The 18611-nt window shown below is 42.7% G+C and carries 12 protein-coding genes; all 12 read left to right on the forward strand.

All coding sequences use genetic code 11. The features are described from left to right. Positions 1-15: 15 nt before the first annotated feature. The 12 genes from AC5RDS_RS15030 to AC5RDS_RS15085 all read left to right on the forward strand — a co-directional run bounded on the left by AC5RDS_RS15030 (position 16) and on the right by AC5RDS_RS15085 (position 18602). Positions 16-3630 (forward strand): SusC/RagA family TonB-linked outer membrane protein, encoded by a 3615-nt coding sequence (locus tag AC5RDS_RS15030; RefSeq protein WP_494222395.1) that lies wholly within the window; start codon positions 16-18, stop codon positions 3628-3630. A gap of 36 nt (positions 3631-3666) precedes the next feature. Beyond that, positions 3667-5265: a RagB/SusD family nutrient uptake outer membrane protein gene (locus AC5RDS_RS15035; RefSeq protein WP_013610658.1), complete on the forward strand. Its 1599-nt coding sequence runs from the start codon at positions 3667-3669 to the stop codon at positions 5263-5265. Between the two features lie 149 nt (positions 5266-5414). Next, entirely contained in the window at positions 5415-6209 is a 795-nt protein-coding gene (locus tag AC5RDS_RS15040) for a hypothetical protein (protein WP_494222396.1), read from the forward strand. A 14-nt stretch (positions 6210-6223) separates the two neighbouring features. After that, a complete protein-coding gene (locus AC5RDS_RS15045; RefSeq protein WP_013610660.1) occupies positions 6224-6913 on the forward strand; it encodes a fibrobacter succinogenes major paralogous domain-containing protein in 690 nt (229 codons plus the stop codon). Positions 6914-6941: 28 nt separating this feature from the next. Next, positions 6942-7982, forward strand: a complete 1041-nt coding sequence (locus AC5RDS_RS15050) for a TlpA disulfide reductase family protein (RefSeq protein WP_118104828.1) — start codon at positions 6942-6944, stop codon at positions 7980-7982. Between the two features lie 18 nt (positions 7983-8000). Further along, complete coding sequence (locus AC5RDS_RS15055) at positions 8001-8732, forward strand: SDR family NAD(P)-dependent oxidoreductase (protein ID WP_118104827.1); 732 nt, start codon at positions 8001-8003, stop codon at positions 8730-8732. A gap of 18 nt (positions 8733-8750) precedes the next feature. Beyond that, the gene (locus tag AC5RDS_RS15060; RefSeq protein ID WP_118104826.1) at positions 8751-11240 is read left to right on the forward strand and encodes a TlpA family protein disulfide reductase; all 2490 of its coding nucleotides are present in this window, start codon (positions 8751-8753) and stop codon (positions 11238-11240) included. 268 nt (positions 11241-11508) lie between these two features. Beyond that, complete coding sequence (locus AC5RDS_RS15065; protein WP_118104825.1) at positions 11509-11721, forward strand: hypothetical protein; 213 nt, start codon at positions 11509-11511, stop codon at positions 11719-11721. A gap of 23 nt (positions 11722-11744) precedes the next feature. Next, a complete protein-coding gene (locus tag AC5RDS_RS15070; protein WP_118104824.1) occupies positions 11745-12767 on the forward strand; it encodes a thioredoxin family protein in 1023 nt (340 codons plus the stop codon). Between the two features lie 399 nt (positions 12768-13166). Then, the gene (locus AC5RDS_RS15075) at positions 13167-13736 is read left to right on the forward strand and encodes an RNA polymerase sigma factor (RefSeq protein WP_022160083.1); all 570 of its coding nucleotides are present in this window, start codon (positions 13167-13169) and stop codon (positions 13734-13736) included. Positions 13737-13832: 96 nt separating this feature from the next. Beyond that, entirely contained in the window at positions 13833-14987 is a 1155-nt protein-coding gene (locus tag AC5RDS_RS15080; protein ID WP_118104823.1) for a FecR family protein, read from the forward strand. A gap of 84 nt (positions 14988-15071) precedes the next feature. Beyond that, positions 15072-18602, forward strand: coding sequence for a SusC/RagA family TonB-linked outer membrane protein (locus tag AC5RDS_RS15085; RefSeq protein ID WP_118104822.1), 3531 nt, complete (start codon positions 15072-15074; stop codon positions 18600-18602). Positions 18603-18611 lie beyond the last annotated feature (9 nt).

Here is an 18611-nt window from a genome sequence, read left to right on the forward strand (position 1 = left end):
CTCAGTTACAAATTTATGAAAAAGAAATCAGAATGCCTCGGTATTTATCATTACCGCTGGCAAAAAATCGGAAAAATGATGAAATTGTGTATTATTCTGGTTTGTCTGTTCTCTTTCAGCTTGTCCGCTACTACTTTGGCGCAACGGGAACGGGTGAACATGAAATTACAGGACGTATCGTTGCGGCAGGTGCTGGAACAAATCCGTGAGCAGACCAACTTGCAGTTTATGATGAGCAAGGAACAAGGGGAACGTGTGGGACGGGTGTCCGTGAACGCCGAGAACGCGACCGTGGCGGAAGTGTTGGATAAAGTATTCGCTTCCACCGGTCTGACGTGGGTTATTAATGAAGACATCATTGTGGTGAAAGAACGCCCGCAATCGTCGGTACTGAGTCCGGCCCCGGACTGTGTCAAAGGTGTTGTGAAGGATGAAAAAGGCAATCCTCTGCCGGGAGTCACAGTTAGGGTGAAAGGTACCATATTAGGAACTTCGACGGATGCCGACGGTAGATTTTCCTTGTTGCTCATAGATGAAAAAGAGATGGCATTTGTCTTTTCCTTTGTCGGTATGCAATCGCAAGAAGTGGCCTACACCGGTCAAAAGGAACTGAATATTGTCATGCAGGCTGAGGTAAGCGAGATTGACGAGGTTGTTGTTACCGGTTATCTGAATATCGACCGACGCCATTTGACGAGTTCGGTTACCTCTGTCAGAATGGATGACATACAAAAACCTGGTATTACTAACCTAAATCAGATGTTGGAAGGTAAAATTCCTGATATGGTTGTCACCTCTAACAGTGGGGAAATCAATGCCACTCCCCGTTTGCGTATACGCGGTACTTCTACTATTATCGGAAATCGTGAGCCGTTATGGGTGGTGGACGGTATCATCGTGAATGATCCCGTAAACTTGTCTCCTGACGTATTAAATGACCCTGATTATGTGAACCGTATCGGTAATGCCATTTCCGGTTTGAACCCGCAGGATATTGAACGTTTGGATGTGTTAAAGGACGCTGCAGCGACCGCTCTTTATGGCACACGTGCTGCCAATGGGGTTATCGTGGTGACGACTAAAAGAGGGCATGTGGGTAAGCCGGTGATTTCTTGCTCCGTTACGGGCACTTTTCGTCGTCATCCTCGCTATACAGACGATAAAATCAACTTGATGAACTCCAAAGAACGTATACAGTTTTCACAACAATTGGTAGCCAATCACTACATTTACCCCAACAATATGCCCTTGACCGGCTATGAATATGTGTTGAGCCGGTATTACAGCGGAGCTTTGACCAAGGAACAGTTTCAGACAGAAGTAGATCGCCTGCAGACCATGAATACCGATTGGTTTGACTTGCTGACAAAAGACTCGTTTTCCAAAGATTATGCCATTAATGTTTCTGGAGGTTCGGATAATATCCGTTACTACGCTTCGTTGGGTTATACAAGCGAGGACGATGTTATCAGACGTACAACTAATCGACGCTATACAGCTGCGGCTAAATTGGATATGACTCTCTCTTCCCGATGGAGGCTTTCATTCAATTTAAACGGTTATTTGAACGAGCGTAAATACACTCAGGATGAAGTGAATCCTATAGATTATGCTTATAATACCAGTAGGGCTATTCCCGCTTTTAGCGAAGATGGTTCTTACCATTTTTATGGTGTCTATAATAGGTACGGTAGTTATTTAAATTTCAATATATTGAATGAATTGGTCAATAGTTATAAAAAACAGAGTACCAGTAACTTTACGGCTACTGTGAATTTGAATTACGAGGTGACAGAATGGTTAAAGTTGAGCGCCACTGTATCAGGTTCTGTCAATTCTGCCAATTTGAACGGTCATTGGGGCGAAAAGACCCATTATATTGCCGATTTACGTGGTTCGGATTACGGAGAAAAAGCACCTGAAAGTAGCTTGTGCCCCTATGGTGGCGAGTTGGCGACCAATAATTATAATACGAAGAGCTATACCGCCCGTCTACAGGCGGATTTTCACAAGTATTTGGACGAAAACGAGAATCATTTTTTGAACGTTTCTATCGGAGCAGAGGCAAATTCCTCCCGCTACAATGCTTACTCCCATACACAGCGCGGTTACTACGATGATCGAGGAAAGAGTTTTGTCACGGATCTCTCTCCGTCTTCTTTTCCTACGTATTATTCCAGTTGGGTGCAAAGCAATGTTCCGAGCATCACGGATAATCTTACAAACCTATTATCAGCTTATGCGACAGCTACTTATGGTTATAAGGACTACTTTACCTTAAACGCTAATACCCGTTACGACGGTTCTAACAAATTCGGTTCACGCAGTAACGAAAAATTGTTACCTGTGTGGTCGGTTTCCGGTTTGGTGGACTTGAAGACTGTTTCCGGTTTACAACTTTCGTGGTTGGAGTCATTTTCCGTGAAAGGTTCATACGGAGAGCAGGGTAACATGCTTGACGGACAAACGCCTGTGCTGGTGTTGAAGAAAGGTAGTTACAGCGACTATCGCGATGAGATGATTTCCACTGTGGCTTCCGGTGGCTTCGCTAATCCGAATTTAAAATGGGAAAAGACACGATCTTACAACTTAGGAGCGATGGCTTCAGTATTCAAAAACAGCTTGATGATAAATTTTGAATACTATTACAAAAAGACTTCTGATGCGTTTATGAGTAAAACTATCTCGGATGTTAACGGTTTCAATACCTATGTCGTAAATTCCGGGACGCTTCGTAACAGAGGTTGGAATGTCGGTATAACCGCGACTCCGGTAAAAACGAAAGATTTCAACTGGATTCTTTCCGGTTCTCTCTCCAAGGTGACAAATACCATGAGTACTTTGCCAGGACAGGAAACGTATGAATTGAGTGATTTTCTGAACGGTACTGCTGTGGTAGAAGGTATGCCGATAGGAACTTTCTATTCTTACAAATATATGGGGTTAAGCCCTGTGGACGGAGGTCCGATGTTTGATGATTGGGAAGACCGCAAATCTGAGTTGGTAGATTTGGACAAATATAGTGTATATACAAAAGTATTGGTACCTTCTGGACAACGTGATCCGGATATGACGGGTAGCATCAATAACACCTTTAACTACAAACAATGGCGTTTGGGAATTTCATTGAATTACAGTATCGGTGGTAGTACTCGCCTGTTCCGTATGATGGAAGACTTTGTATACGGTTATTCCGCTGAAGCCAATATCAATCGGGATATGTTGAAAGCATGGAAAAAGCCTGGAGATGAACTGACTACGGATATTCCTGCCATCATGGGTTCCGCTTCAAATGGTTACAACTATTACAGTTATCATTGGAGTTCCGCTTCCACCTCGGATGTGGTGAAAATTGCGGATAACGCCTGGACGATGTATGATTACTCGGATTTACGAGTTGTGAGTGCTGACTATTTGAAGATTTCCAGTATTTCGCTGACCTATGAATTTCCTCGGCGAATATTGAGTCGTTGGAAGTTGGAAAGATTGGCGTTAACTTTGGGAGCTACTAATTTGTACACGTTTTGTAACAGTAAGTTACGCGGACAGACTCCGACTCAAGGAGGATTCTCGGATATACAACTTTCAGATACACCGACTTATACCATTGGTCTGAATCTGAATTTCTAACAGCGATACGCTAAATCTTACTAAAATAATTAGATTATGAAAGCTTTGAAATATATAGGATTAGGCGGTCTGCTCGTCCTTTTGACAATAGGCTGCTCCGACTTCCTGAAAGAATATTCGCAAGACACGTACTACGTTTCTTCCTATGAGGATTTGGATGAATTATTGGCAGGGGATGGTTATCTGCCCGTGAATGGTTGCGGTAGTAATATGGGGTATTTTATCCATTTTTTAGCCGATGAAATCGAGGAACAAAATAGTTATTACAGTGCCTGGGGCGGTGGTTTTGCTTCTGGTGCGGACAATTTCAGACGTAATCTGTTTGGATACTACACCTGGCAACAACGTGTGGGACAAAACGATTCCTATACCGGTTTTATCACTGAAAACGGGACCTGGACGGAACTCTACCGTTTGATTAATGTCATGAATAACGTCATTTCCAGTATTGAGGATGTTCCTCAAGTATCTGCCGATGAACGATTGGGAGCAAAACGTGTAAAGGGCGAAGCTCATTTTCTGCGTGCCGCCTATTATTTTTGGTTGGTGAATCTCTATGGTAAACCGTATGACGTTGCTACCGCGAAAGAAGATCTTGCCGTACCCCTCAAAACGACAGAGAGTGTGCTCGACATCAAATTCAGTCGTAATACGGTACAGGAAACCTATGGCCTGATTTTGTCCGATCTGAAAACCGCTGAAGCCTGTTTGGCGGAAACAGGAGAGGCCCGCAATATTTATCGGGCGGACTTGACAGCCGTGAATTTATTGCAGAGTCGTGTTCATCTGTATATGCAGAATTGGCAATTGGCCGCAGACTATGCGGATTCCGTATTGGTAAGACAAAACACATTGGTTGATTTGAACAGCCGCCAACCGTACGACGGATTTCTTTCAGAAGATTCCGAAGAGATGATTTTCTCCATGGGAGATAATGATATTCCCAACTTTTTCTATTATGAATATAAGTCTTACAGGGTTTCTCACGAATTATACGACGCTTACGAGGAGGATGATTTACGGAAGACGCAATGGTGGTGGAAAAGAAACACGTTCATCGGTAGCACAAAATTAGTACGGGGTCCCGGTATGACGGATGACGGAGATCCGGAAGAAAGTGACTATTACAATAGATATTACAATGTGGCTTGGGGAGGAAAAAAAGCGCCTGTTTCTGACAAGTTCTGTTTCCGTACGGCCGAGGCTTATTTGAACAAAGCCGAAGCTTCCGCATACTTAGGACAGGAGGATGAAGCTCGCAAATGGCTGAATGCTTTACGTGCCAAAAGGTATGTTTCGGGGAGTAGCTATGAAGTAATCGGTTCTGGCGAAGAATTAGTAAAGGACATCCGCGAAGAGCGCCGTAAAGAGTTCGCATTGGAAGGATTTCGTTGGTTTGACCTCCGTCGCTATGGGGTATGTGAGTTTTATCCGGAATCGAAAGAATTGACTCATAAATACACTTATTATGCAGACAAAACGACTATGGAAGAAGCCCATTTATTTGTGTTGAAAGCAAACGATCCGGCCTACACTCTGCCGATCCCACAAGAGGTATTGGATTTTAACACGGGTATGCCGAACAACGAACGCCCTGTAAGAGAATTTTCAGTAATAACCCCAAATGACAATTGATTATGAAGACACGATACAACATCCTCTATATAAGTGTGTTGTTTCTAACAGGAATGACGGCTTGCGCCAAGGAAGACACTTTGACACCCGAGGTGGATACCAATATAGATTGCTTTGCCCCTGCCGCGGATGCGATGGATGAGGAATCTGTGCTACGGCGCACTTTTTTCGAACAGGAAAACTGTTATTTGCTCTTTAGTGATACGCTTCGAAGAGAAGAGTTGGGAAAGGATTCCAATGGTGATATGCAATATTTTATTGAACTGTTGGATGTCAACTATTCCGTGGGCGCTAGTACGAACTCGTCCCTTACCTATTCTTACAAACTGTTGCAGAGCATGGAAGAGAAGAAGCAAGCGACCTCCTTTTTGCAAGAGTATGTATTGCCTCACTTGTCCGCGTCCATAAGACCATTCTCCTGGTTTTTGTCAACGGATATCCAATATCCGGACGCTATGATGGGAGGATCGATGACCTCTACTCTCACGGTTTCCGGTGAACGTGCCGTCGCGTTGGCCGTCGGGGACATCCTGACCTTATCCGAGGAGGGAAAAAATGCGTTGGCCGAGTCGTTCTTTATCTCTTATTTAGGGGGCTCCTTTATGGATAATGAAGCGGCTTTGGAAGAGTTCTATACTGCATGCGGCAATCTGCATGAAGGAAAGTTTAGTATCGCCGATAACCCTCAAAAAGATATGACTCTTAATCTACATCATTGCAAAGAAGCGGGCTTCCTTGTTGCCGGAGTGCTTAAAATTGGTAGTTATGTGATTCAACAGTTAGGAAAGTATCCTGATAAGACGGATGACATCAACGCCTATGTCGAACTGATTTTCAGTTCTACGATGGAACAGATAAAGGTGGACTATGCGGAATATCCGAAAATTATTGAGCGCGCGCAATTATTGAGCGATCTGGTAATAGAATTAGGTTACATTTATTAATGAAGGAGGAAAAAATGAAATGGATAAATAAATTATTGTTAAGTATCGTATGGGTAGGATTGGTTGCCTCCTGTAGCGATGACGATTCACACGAACTGCCGGTTATTAGCCCAGTATCGACCGGGACATTCACGGACACAAGAGATGACAACACCTATAATTATGTGCGTATAGGCAATTTGGAATGGATGACGGAAAACTGCCGTTATCGTACGTCCGATTGCAAGTATTATGTGGATTACGGGAACACGGGACAAACTAATCCCTCGGATGTCTATTCCGATAGGTATGGTTTCCTTTATACCCTTCTCGATGCCCCAAACGCTGTACCTGAAGGTTGGCGCATTCCTACCGATGAAGATTTCAAGCAGTTGGAGCGAGCATTGGGTATGTCTGCGGCAAACGCAGATGAATTGGATTGGCGAGGCGGCGGGACAGGTACATTGATGCGGCAAGCGGAAGAAGGGACCCGATTGAATTTTCAATTGGCCGGTTATTATACTCCATATATGATTATGCAGACACCGGGATACCGTTTTATGGGAGCGTATGGATTCTATTGGACGAGCACCAAAGATGAATCAAAAAACGGAGAATATTATTTCTATCGTAAGCTTTATTACGAATCCGATCAGGTGTATCGGCAGAGTATAGAAAACAACGCGCAATATTTGAGTTTGCGTTTGGTACGTAATGCCCAATGACATAGAGTGAGATTAAAATTTGAATGCCATGAGAATAAAAATTTTTATTTTAGCGTTGTTTATAAGCCTTAATCTTTGGGCGCAGAAGGAGGGATTTGTCATCCGGGGTTACATTCCGGGCATGCCGGATGGCGTGAAAGTTACTTTGATGGAGAAAGAAGGGAAACGCTCTACAAAAGCGGAAACTATCGTAAAAGATGAGCGTTTTGAGTTGAAGGGGAGAGTGGAAAGCCCACAAGCGTTCATGTTAATTACCAATAACATGGAGATACAAACTAAAAATCCGGGGATGAAAATCAAGTGGACCTACACGGATTTATTTGTGGAAAACACGGAAATAAGTATCACGTCTGGGGCATACTCGGAATTGGATTCCAAATCCAAACTCCAGGTAAAAGGGGGACAAGCGCATCAAGACTATGAAGAATTTATGAATATGAAGGGGAGTAATCGGGAATGGGATTTTATCCATTCCCACCCTCGATCAGTAGTGTCTGTGATGTTAGCCAATGGTTTATTGGAACGCGGATATAATTTGACCAAAGAACAAGTGGAAACTTTGGAAAACAACATCATCGGATGTCCTTGTGACACGGCACGCTACAACGAATTCAAAAAACGTGTGGCATTAGCTAAGCAAACTACAGTGGGTGCGGCGCTCCTCGACTTGGATTTGACAGATATAGACAACAGACAGGTTCAGTTGGTGGATGTGGTTCCAAAGGGTAAGTATGTGCTGATAGATTTTTGGGCAAGTTGGTGCGGGATGTGTATTCACAGTATGCCGGAAGTGAAAAAATTGGCGGAAGAGTACTCTGGTCAATTAGAGGTGATAGCTGTTTCGTGTGATAAAAAGCAGGAGGCTTGGCGTAAGGCCATGGAACGTATCAAGTTCCCGTTCCCACATTATGTGATGACTGAAAAAGGATTCAATGATTTCTATTATAATAAATACCAAGTAAGAAACGGAGTGCCTTACTATATGTTAGTGGCACCCGACGGAACGGTATTGTGTGCTCCGCATAGTGTGAGTCAGGTACGGCAGATATTGGCCGAGGTATTAAAATAGTAGTTTGAAGCATAAAGTATGAAACGGGCGATTATTGTGGGAGCTACTTCAGGTATTGGGCAAGAAATAGCAAAGGTACTGCTTGCGCAAGGATGGAAAATAGGGATAGCCGGCAGAAGAAAAGAACTTCTGACAGCATTTCAAGAACGGAATCCGGAACAAATAGCAACGCAAGCGTTGGACGTAACCCAAAAGGATGCTGTATTGAAATTGAATGGGCTGATTGAACAATTGGGTGGAATGGATTTGTTTTTATTGTGTTCAGGTATCGGCAAACAAAACCGGGACTTGCAACCGGAAATAGAAATCGATACGGCACGCACTAATGTCGGCGGATTTATCCGTATGACAAATGCCGCATATACTTATTTCCGTCAACAAGGTGGCGGACATTTGGCTGTAATCAGTTCTATTGCCGGAACAAAGGGATTGGGTGTTGCCCCGGCCTACTCGGCAACAAAACGATTCCAGAATATCTATATCGATTCGCTTGAGCAATTGGCATATATGCAGAAACTGAAAATCCGTTTTACAGATATTAAACCCGGGTTTGTGGATACGGCCTTGTTGGACAGCAGTGAAAAGACCTATCCTCTACTGATGAAACCGGAAAAGGTGGCTAAAATTGCGGTAAATGCATTGAATAAAAAACGCAGGTCTGTCATTATCGATTGGCGTTATGCCATTCTTACGATAATGTGGCGTGGGATACCGAGTTGCCTGTGGAAACGCCTTCCTGTTAAAAATTAAAATATATATAGAGAGAATATGAAAAATAGCATGAAGAAAAATGGTATGGTAGCTCTTTTGCTTATGGGGAGCATATCCATGTATGGACAAACGACAAGTAAAATGACATTAAGCGGGCGGGTGAAAGGTTTTACCGATACCCCCACTCTTATCTGTGATCTTTCCATGGAACATGTGAAACCGGACACCCTGCTTATTCGTCCGGATGGAACATTCTCACAGGAAATCGTAATCCCTGGTGTGAAGAATGCGTTCTTTAAGGTCCATGATGGAAAAGATAACCCCCATTCTTATTTGCTGTATCTTGCTCCTGACAAGTCGCTGCACGTTGATATTGTAAAAAAGCAAGATCATATAAAACTCGTTTATTCAGGGGATACCGGTCCGGAAACCGATTATACGAACATACACCGCGAAACGGTTACCCTTTCCCAAAAATTCAGTAACAATACATGGAGAGATATTCCTGATTTTGACGCATGTGTGAAATATGTCGACATTCAACTTGCTCCTGTAGAGAAAGCCTTGACAAAGGTAAAAAATCAGACGTTCGTAGCACAAGAAAAACAGGGTTGGAAAAAGATGGTGGAGATGCTCTATTTCAACTATGCCATAGCCAAACAACAAGCGGGAGTAGATATGCGGAAAGATAAAGATTTCATGGAGTTTGTGAACAAAATCAACTTCAATGACACGTTGCAAGTAGCTGCAATTGTGCCATATATTGATTGGTATGTCACGGCAAACCCTGATCTGTACAAAAAAGATGAGGAACTACCTATAGGAGCTGTAAAAATACGTGTATTGGGTGAATTGACTCAAGACCAGGGTGTGCGAAACAATATAAGCAAGACTTTGCTCACTGCACAATTGTTTCCACAGATGTTAGGAGCGGATATCTCGGAGACGATTCCGTTCGTGTATCGTGAATTTTTAAAAATATCCACCGATCCTCAGCTTCGGGAAATGGCTGTCAAACAGTTAAAGATTATAGACAATACAACCCCGGGAACGTTGGCGGCTTCATTAAGGATGCGCGATCGGCAAGGGAGGGAAGTGACTCTTGATCAACTGGTCGGGCATGGCAAATATACCTATATTGACTTTTGGGCAACTTGGTGTGGACCATGCTGCAAAGAGATTCCGTTCATCGAAAAGTTGGTTGAACAATATCAGGACATTCGTTTTGTCAGCATCTCCATTGATACTGATGTAGAAACCTGGGAAAAGAAGCTGGCATCAGATAAACCAGCTTGGGAACAATATATCGTTCCGGGGAAAAATCAAATTGATTATGCTGATACATACGGCATAACCAATATCCCGCGTTTTATGATTTTCGACAAGGAAGGACGATTACTGGATGCGAAAGCTCCACGACCTTCTGAAACCAAAATTGAAGAATTGTTTAATCGGTGGAAACCAATCAGTTCATATCAAGTTAGCGGGAATTTGAAAACTCCCAGTGATACTTTATTGGTTGCTTATGTTAATACTCAAACAGGACGAACGAAATTGGATACAGTCCCCTCTAACGCTGGAGCATTCGGATTTGATGCGCTTGATAAAAATACAACCTATGCGGTGGGCATCATAGGCAAACCTAAATATGGAGATGTGCAGGGGTTAATGGCTGCTATGTTCAGTCCTATCCGACTGGTAATCATTCCGGGAGAAAAAGCTGTTGTGACTGGCGATTTCAGAAATTATGAAATAACCGGAAGCACTTTCTATACAGACCTTCAGAAAGCCAAGAAGGAGTTGGAAGCGGATCAAAAGGTGGTAGACGAAAAACAGATGGAGTTAAATGCCTTGAAAGGCAAAAATTCTCCTATCGATGCCATTAACGCGGTAGAAGCGGAAATTGATGTGTTAAAAAGGAAAATCTCTGACACAGCAATGGAGTATATGAAAACTAATCCGAAACAATACGCTTCAGCAGTTTTGATTGAGTGTGTAGTGAACGAGAAAAGAAGAGAAGCTTTCGATTTGTTGGATAGTTGCGTAAAAGAAGGGCCAATGAAAACTTATGCAGAAACTTTGGTGAAAATGGCCGAAGCAGAATTGTATCAAAAAGAGGCGAAGAAAAAGGTTCAGGTGGGAATGGTTGCTCCGGAGTTCAAACTGAAAGATTTGAATGGTAAGGACGTGAGCTTGACAGATTTTCGGGGCAAATATGTGGTGCTTGATTTCTGGGGAAGCTGGTGCGTATGGTGTATCAAAGGTTTTCCTGATATGAAGAAAAGTTACGAAAAACATAAGGTAAAAATCGAGTTCATAAGTATTGCTTGTCGGGATTCTGATGCAAAATGGCGTACAGCTGTAAAGGAAAATGCATTGCCTTGGGTGCAACTCTTCAATGATGGTAAAGATATAGACGTGGCTGCTCTGTATGCTGTAAATGGTTATCCAACCAAGTGTATCATTGATCCGGAAGGGAAAATTGTCAGAATATTTTCAGGAGAGAGTGCGGAATTCTATACATACTTGGATGATTTGTTAAAATAAACACCTAATGGAATAGTAAATTTGGGAAAAGCGTAGCGAATAGATTGGAATAGAGTTCGTTATGCTTTCCTTTTCGGTTGACTTGAAGCCATCAAAATTACGACTATTTTTCTTTTCATCGTCGTTCCTTGTCCTTTGGGGTTGTTTTATGAGTTTTACATTCTTTTCGGATGGTTACTTTTTTTCAAGTCCGTAATCCTCAATGTGTTTAAGGTATAAAATTCATAAAGTTCTTTTTATATTTTCCTCCACTGGCAATATTATCTAAATGTTCAATATCTCATTTCTTCTTTTAAAAGAGATTGACAATCCGGCTGCAAAAGAATATATTCAATTGAAGAAGTATTTGGGAATACCTGCCTTAACTGAGGAATTGGATAAATTCTTAAAAATTATGGGGTCTCAGACACTCGCTTCTTCAAATACCGGCCTGCTTGATTTAGAGATTTTATTGAAATGGGAGCCTAAACTTGAGATTTGAACAGTTAATTATAAAATTTGGTTATGAATTTAAGAGTATTATTTTTTATGTGTGTGTGCCAGTGTGTTGCCCTGGCAGGCTTTGCACAAGGTGTGGAGTTCAGAGACATTTCGTTTGCCGGGGCGCTGAAAGCGGCGAAGGCGGAAAACAAAACGGTATTTATGGATTGTTATACCTCCTGGTGCGGTCCGTGTAAGATGATGACAAATGATATCTTCCCGCAGGAAAAGGTGGGGAAATACATGAACGAGAACTTTGTATGCGTCAAATACGATATGGAAAAAGGGGAAGGTGTCGAATTGAAAAAACGTTATGAAGTATCCGCTTATCCGACTTTTCTTGTGATCGATGCGGATGGGACGATGGTACACCGTTTTGTCGGTTATCGGACGGCAAATGATTTGCTCAGCGAATTGGATTACGACCCTTCTTCGGCCTGGGGTGCCATACAGACGCGCTATGACTCGGGAGAACGGGATAAAGAGTTCCTGTTGCAGTATCTGAATCTGCTGATGGGGGCTTCCGATAAAAGAGCGGGAAAGGTGGCGGGCGAATTGTTTGCCGCTTTGGATGACGATGAAAAAGTGTCTGAAAAGTATGCTTTCCTGTTTCAGAATCTATCTCTGAATACTGTCGGTTCGGATATTTACGCTTATTTTCTGGCCAACCGTCCGCGTTATGAGAAGGCGATGGGCGAAAAGACGGTGTATAACCTGCTGGTGCGTTGCAATACGGAATACCTGCGCTGGTCTTCTTTTGAAAAACAGGATTTGACACCCGGGGAACGGGCTACCATTCAAAAGAATCTGGATGCAGCCGGGATGACGGAATTGTATCCGTTCTGGAATGTGGTACAGGCTTGCCGTGCGGGTGATTTCAACCGATTGATAAAAGCCTGCCGGCAGAATTTCCCGAAGATGGACAGACATCTGGCTTTCTCTTATTATTCCATGTTCCTCGCCAACATGAGGAAGGACGGTGCGCCAGCCCAGCAAAAGGCTTGTGACAAAATTCTGGAAGAGTTGAAGAATCGGCCGATAGAGTAATATTTTATGTGATACTTGGTGTAAAAGCTTTCCGGTTCCTGTCATCGGGGAAATCGGAAGGCTTTTTTGCCTCGAAGTATACCGGCTGGTTTCTTGGCGGGCCTGAATTTACCGCGTTTGATGGGCAGATGAGCTCGTTGATAGTAGTATAGTGGCGAATGTTGCCTTACATGCCTCGGGTATTTCCTGTACTTGAACGAAAAGGTTACTGTCAGTCTCTGCTCCAATCCATTCTCGTTCATCTGTCTGTATAAGATTTTTTGTCCGATAAAATCGGGGAATGGGCTATAATTGCTATATTTGTATAATATAAGATGCGGTTCGGCAAAATCAATCCAACCAGTTTGTTGTTTTTGCTCTCGCCTTTCACTATATTTGTCCATCATAGATGTTTTCGATATGGCGGAAGAACCGGAGAATTTCTTATACGGTATCAATACCAAGCAGGAAAAGGCATGGCAATATTTATATGCGGAGTATTATTCTCCGCTTTGTTGTTATGCTTTGAAAATTCTGAAAGACAGGGAATATGCTATGGATGTGGTGCAGGGGATCATTGTCCGGTTATGGGAAGCGGATACTTATTTCGAAGATATGCCTTCTTTCCGCGGATACCTTTATCGGGCGGTATATCATAATTGTCTGAAAGTTTTACGTGACCGGAATATAAAAGAACTGTGTTTGACCCAATGCGGGCAGGAAGAGGAGAGCGCCGGAGATTTCGGGGCGGTGATCGAGGAAGAGGTCGTCCGTAAATTGCGGGGCGTGATTGCCCGGATGCCGGAGAAACGACGGGAGGTGATGCTGCTTTGTTTAGAAGAAAAAACGGTGGAAGAAATCGGTGAAATTCTGGGAATCAGTGTCAATACGGTCAAAAAACATAAAAAAGAAGCTTATCAGTATATCCGGAAAATTCTGTCGCCTGACATTTTCATTTTATTCTGTCTTTTATTCCACCCCAAAGATTGACTTTTTAAATAAATTTATCCGTTTTTCGAAAAAAATTCAGTTAATAAAGGTACCCGTTTTGTCTTTTTGTGGATTATTTATATAAATAATCGTTATATGAACAAAGATGACGAAATAAGGGAAGAACTTTCTGATTTATGGTGTAAAGAAATTACCGGACAATTGAAGGGAAGTGAGAAAATCCGTCTTCAAAACTTAATAGAAGAACGGGAATTTCCTTTTCCGGATCGCAAACGTTGGTTAGCACGTTTACGTCAGAAAGAGGAGTTCGATTCTGCAATAGCGTATCGTAAATTCCTGCAATACAAAAACAGGAAAAGGTGGTGGAGGTTTGGGCGTATCGGTCTTACCGCAGCGGCAGCCGTTTTGTTGTTTGTGGGGATTGGACTGGTTTGGAGTCATCGGGAACAGCTACGGTCTGTCCCCCCGCTGACGGTAAAAAATGAAGTGGTGGAACCCGGCAGGAGCAAGGCGATGATTACGCTGGCAAACGGAGAGAAAATAGTTTTAGGAGATAAAAAACAGCAACTGATCGGAGAAGACGGAACGCTCCTGAATTTGGATTCTGCCGTCGTGGAATATAAAGGAAAACAAAAGACACCAGCATTGGTATACAATACCATTGATATTCCGATAGGAGGGGAATATCAGTTGGTTTTAGCGGATGGAACTAAAGTTTGGCTCAATGCCGATTCAAAACTAAGGTTCCCGGTTAGTTTTACCGCAGAACGGCGGGAGGTTTATTTAGAAGGAGAGGCCTACTTTGAGGTGGCGAAAGATAGCGAACATCCTTTTATCGTACACATTTCCAGGGGAGCGATTGAGGTGTTGGGTACGGGGTTTAACGTTCGGGATTACCGGGAAGAACAAAAAACCGTTACAACATTGGTGCAGGGAAAGGTGGTGTACCGACCGGAGAGACAACCGGGTCGGGAAATCATGTTGGAACCTGGTTTTCAGATAAAGGATGAAGAAGGAGGAAGTCTTCAGCCCCGGAAAGTAGATGTTATTTTATATACCGGCTGGAAAGACGGAAAATATGTTTTTGAAAATGCAACACTGGAAGAAATCATGCAAGTATTGTCCAGGTGGTATGATATTGCCGTTTTTTATAAACGCGAAGAAGTCAAAAAATTACATTTTACAGGTGATCTGGAACGTTATAAGACAATCAACGATTTTCTGGAATTTATGGAAATCGGTGGAAATGTCCGGTTTAGCATAAAAGGCAAGACTGTTTTGATAGAATAAAAAATAAAGGAGCGGATGTCAGCGCCAACCTTCATCCGCATCCGAGCAGTTAATTTCAGTATTCACTAAAACTAAAACAAAGTTATGAAAAAAAACGAAGTGTATGGGCGTAGTGTACCCATTAATTTTAATCCTTTATTCCGGGTTATGAAATTATGCCTTTTGTTTACTGTGATGTTGAATCTTTCGGTAGTTGCTGCAACAAATGCACAATTGAAAAAGGTTTCCCTGATCATGGAGAACGCAGAGTTGCGTCAGGTATTTAAAAAAATAAAACAACAAACCGGTGTCCGTTTTTTTTATAATGAGGAGAAATTGAAAAATATCGGGAACCGCCGGATCGAAATTCATGATCTGGAATTAGAGAAGGCATTGGATGAGATATTGGAGGGGACGGAACTTACTTACACTTTCCTGCGGGATGTTGTGGTAATCAAAGACAGGGAAAACAGTCGGGAGGTGCTGGAAACTCTGATGCAACAGAAAAGGCTGATCCGGGGAATTGTCAAAGATGAAAAAGGAATTACCCTTCCCGGAGTTTCTGTTATAGTGAAAGGTACCCAGACAGGTGTTGCGACCGATATCAATGGTCGGTTTGAGATCAAAGTGGACGATGAGCCCAACCTGATTTTGCAATTTTCTTTTGTGGGCATGAAAACGAAGGAAATAAAAATCGGAAACAATCAGGAATTGAAAGTGGTCTTGGAAAGCGCTGCCGAAAGTCTCGATGAGGTGATTGTTACAGGTTACCAAACTATCTCGAAAGAACGGACTACCGGTTCGTTCGGAGTGATAACTCCCCGGAATATCGAGACAAAATTACAGTCGAATCTGAGTTCTGTCCTGGAAGGACAGGCCACTGGAGTTGTACTGGATAAAGACGGTAAAATAGAAATCCGTGGTGTGTCAACTTTCAATGCGGAAAACGAGCCTTTGGTGGTGTTGGACGGTTATCCTATCGAGGGGGGGCTCGAATCGATTAATCCTGAGAATATTGAGAATATTACAGTGCTGAAAGATGGGGTCGCTGCCTCTATCTATGGGTCCAGAGCTGCTAATGGTGTGATTGTAGTAACGACTACCCGTGGGGCTGCCGATCGTTTTAACGTATCTTATAAAGGAATTGTAAGTACGATTTTAAAGCCTCAATTATCTAAATTGAACCGGGCGTCGACTTCGGATTATATCGATGCGGAATTAGATTTGTATTACCAGAATCCGAACCGTCCCAGTACGCAATCCGTTAGCAATATGAGTAAAGTGACCTGGCTGATGATGCAGGCACGGGAAGGAAATATGACTGAGGCAGAAGCTTTGGCTGAAATCGATAAATTGCGGAATATAAACGGTTTGAAGCAGGCGGAGAAATACTTTTACCGCAATCAGCTCAGCCATCAGCATAATATAGCCATCAATGGCGGTACGGAGAAAAATCGGTTTAATGCAGCTGTCAATTATATGTATAATCGGGGAAATATGATTCATTCCGACAATTCCCGTCTGATTTTCGATTTGAAGAACGACTGGAAACCGTCCAAATACATTTCGTTGGGATTAATGGCTAATGTCGTATATACTAAAGATGAACATCCGGTAAGAGGTTGGAGCGATTTGTTGGGTTATACCAATACTTCGTTGATACAGCCTTATGATAATCTGGTCGATCCGGAGACGGGCAAACCGACGACGGTATTTTCGACCAGTACTTATAAAATTGCCAATTATGAGAAAATCGCTAATATGAAGGACTGGAGCTATAATCCGATTGAGGATGTGGGTAAGGAGACGACCGATACGGAAGATATTCAGACTCGTTTGGGAGGAACCTTAAAGATATATATTATCGATGGATTGAATATCGAGACCGGAGGGATTTGGACCAAAGGAAATAAAGTGGAGAAAACGACTTATGACCGGGATGCTTATCGTATCAGGATTCAATACAATGATGCAACCTCCAAGACAAACAACGCCAGTCATTATTTTCCGGACGGAGCAATGATCGATGAATGGCGTAACATCAATGAAAGCTGGACACTCCGGACTCAGATCAACTTTAACCGTTCGTTTCTGAATGACAGGCACCGGGTGACCTTCCTTGCCGGAAATGAAGTACGCAAAAGTACTTATAGTAATAATCAGTATGCGACCCGTTTGGGATATAATCCGACGGCAGGATCTTTCATTCCGGTAAATATAAAAGATTGGAATTCAGGTTTGAATAAGGCGGATATGTTGTTCGGCTCGACTACGGTTTATTCTTTAAAAAACGGGGCGTATAATTTGCGGGATAACCGTTTTGTTTCCTGGTATGGAAACGGTTCTTACGAATTCGACAGCCGTTATCTGGTTAGCGGAAGTGTACGGTTGGATTTGACCAATTTCTTCGGAACAGATTCGAAATACCGGTATAAACCGTTATGGTCGGTGGGAGCAACCTGGAAATTGGCTGAAGAGAAATTCTTCTCCGTCTCCTGGATCGATCGTTTAAATCTGCGGGCTTCTTACGGAATCAACGGAAATATTTCTTTAAGCGAAGGTCCGTACCTGATGCTTGCGGCAGGCTCTTATCAGGAAATGACCGGTGGAGTTTCTTATAGTATTGCTTCTCCTCCAAACAATCAATTGCGTTGGGAAAAGACAAAAACGACCAATATCGGTGCCGATATCGCTTTATTCGATAACCGTATAAATCTGACTTTCGATTATTATTTGAAGAACAGCTCCGATTTGTTGGCCAGAGATGCCATCGACCCGACGACCGGATTCAGCAGTCTGACAAAAAATGTCGGGGAAATGCAGAACAATGGTGTAGAATTTTCTGTTAATGCCGATATTATCAAAAAACAGGATTTCGTCTGGAATTCGGTTTTCAATTTCAGTTATAATAAAAATAAAGTTAAAACATATAATGTAACCCGGATGTATACCAGCCAATGGGCCAGTATGGCACCTATTTTAGCTGAAGGTTACCCTGCCGACGCTATGTTTGGATTTAAATATGCGGGTCTGAACGATAAAGGAGAAGCTTTGGGGTATTCGGCAAACGGAGAGAAAGACCGGCTCGCTAACTTGACTACCGATGATATTATATATTTGGGTACGGTACGTCCGAAATATGATTTGTCGTTTACCAATGCGTTCAAATATAAAAACGTTCAGCTTTCTTTTATGTTTATCGCCAAATTAGGGCATCAATACCGTAAAGACGGTTTCTATGGTATGAATTATCAGAATCGTCATGTTGCCGACCGTTGGCAAAAGCCGGGAGATGAAGCTACCAAAAAATATCCCCAACTCCGGAGTGGAAGTACGGAACATTGGTATTTCCCTTATACCGATTTCCTGACCGGAAACGCCAGTTATATGAAATTGAGGGATGTGACGCTTGCCTATACCTTCCCTAAACATTGGTTGTCTTCTGTAGGAGTAAACAATGTTCGGGCTTACTTCCAGGCACGCAATATTTGGACTGTGACGGCTAAGGGGACGGATATAGACCCGGAAACTGCTCAGGTGAATATGACAGGAGCATATAATAATTTTACGGAACAGGGATTCACGTCATTGCCATTGCGTCCTGAATTTTATTTTGGTTTATCATTTTCATTCTAAATATATATA

The sequence above is a fragment of the Odoribacter sp. genome, from assembly GCF_985060555.1.

Bases quoted from the DNA above. Each gene is read 5' to 3' on its own strand.
- AC5RDS_RS15060 (WP_118104826.1), top strand. From the start codon at position 8,751: ATGAAAAATAGCATGAAGAAAAATGGTATGGTAGCTCTTTTGCTTATG.
- AC5RDS_RS15030 (WP_494222395.1), top strand. From the start codon at position 16: ATGAAAAAGAAATCAGAATGCCTCGGTATTTATCATTACCGCTGGCAA.
- AC5RDS_RS15045 (WP_013610660.1), top strand. From the start codon at position 6,224: ATGAAATGGATAAATAAATTATTGTTAAGTATCGTATGGGTAGGATTG.
- AC5RDS_RS15085 (WP_118104822.1), top strand. From the start codon at position 15,072: ATGAAAAAAAACGAAGTGTATGGGCGTAGTGTACCCATTAATTTTAAT.
- AC5RDS_RS15050 (WP_118104828.1), top strand. From the start codon at position 6,942: ATGAGAATAAAAATTTTTATTTTAGCGTTGTTTATAAGCCTTAATCTT.
- AC5RDS_RS15065 (WP_118104825.1), top strand. From the start codon at position 11,509: ATGTTCAATATCTCATTTCTTCTTTTAAAAGAGATTGACAATCCGGCT.
- AC5RDS_RS15070 (WP_118104824.1), top strand. From the start codon at position 11,745: ATGAATTTAAGAGTATTATTTTTTATGTGTGTGTGCCAGTGTGTTGCC.
- AC5RDS_RS15035 (WP_013610658.1), top strand. From the start codon at position 3,667: ATGAAAGCTTTGAAATATATAGGATTAGGCGGTCTGCTCGTCCTTTTG.
- AC5RDS_RS15055 (WP_118104827.1), top strand. From the start codon at position 8,001: ATGAAACGGGCGATTATTGTGGGAGCTACTTCAGGTATTGGGCAAGAA.
- AC5RDS_RS15080 (WP_118104823.1), top strand. From the start codon at position 13,833: ATGAACAAAGATGACGAAATAAGGGAAGAACTTTCTGATTTATGGTGT.
- AC5RDS_RS15075 (WP_022160083.1), top strand. From the start codon at position 13,167: ATGGCGGAAGAACCGGAGAATTTCTTATACGGTATCAATACCAAGCAG.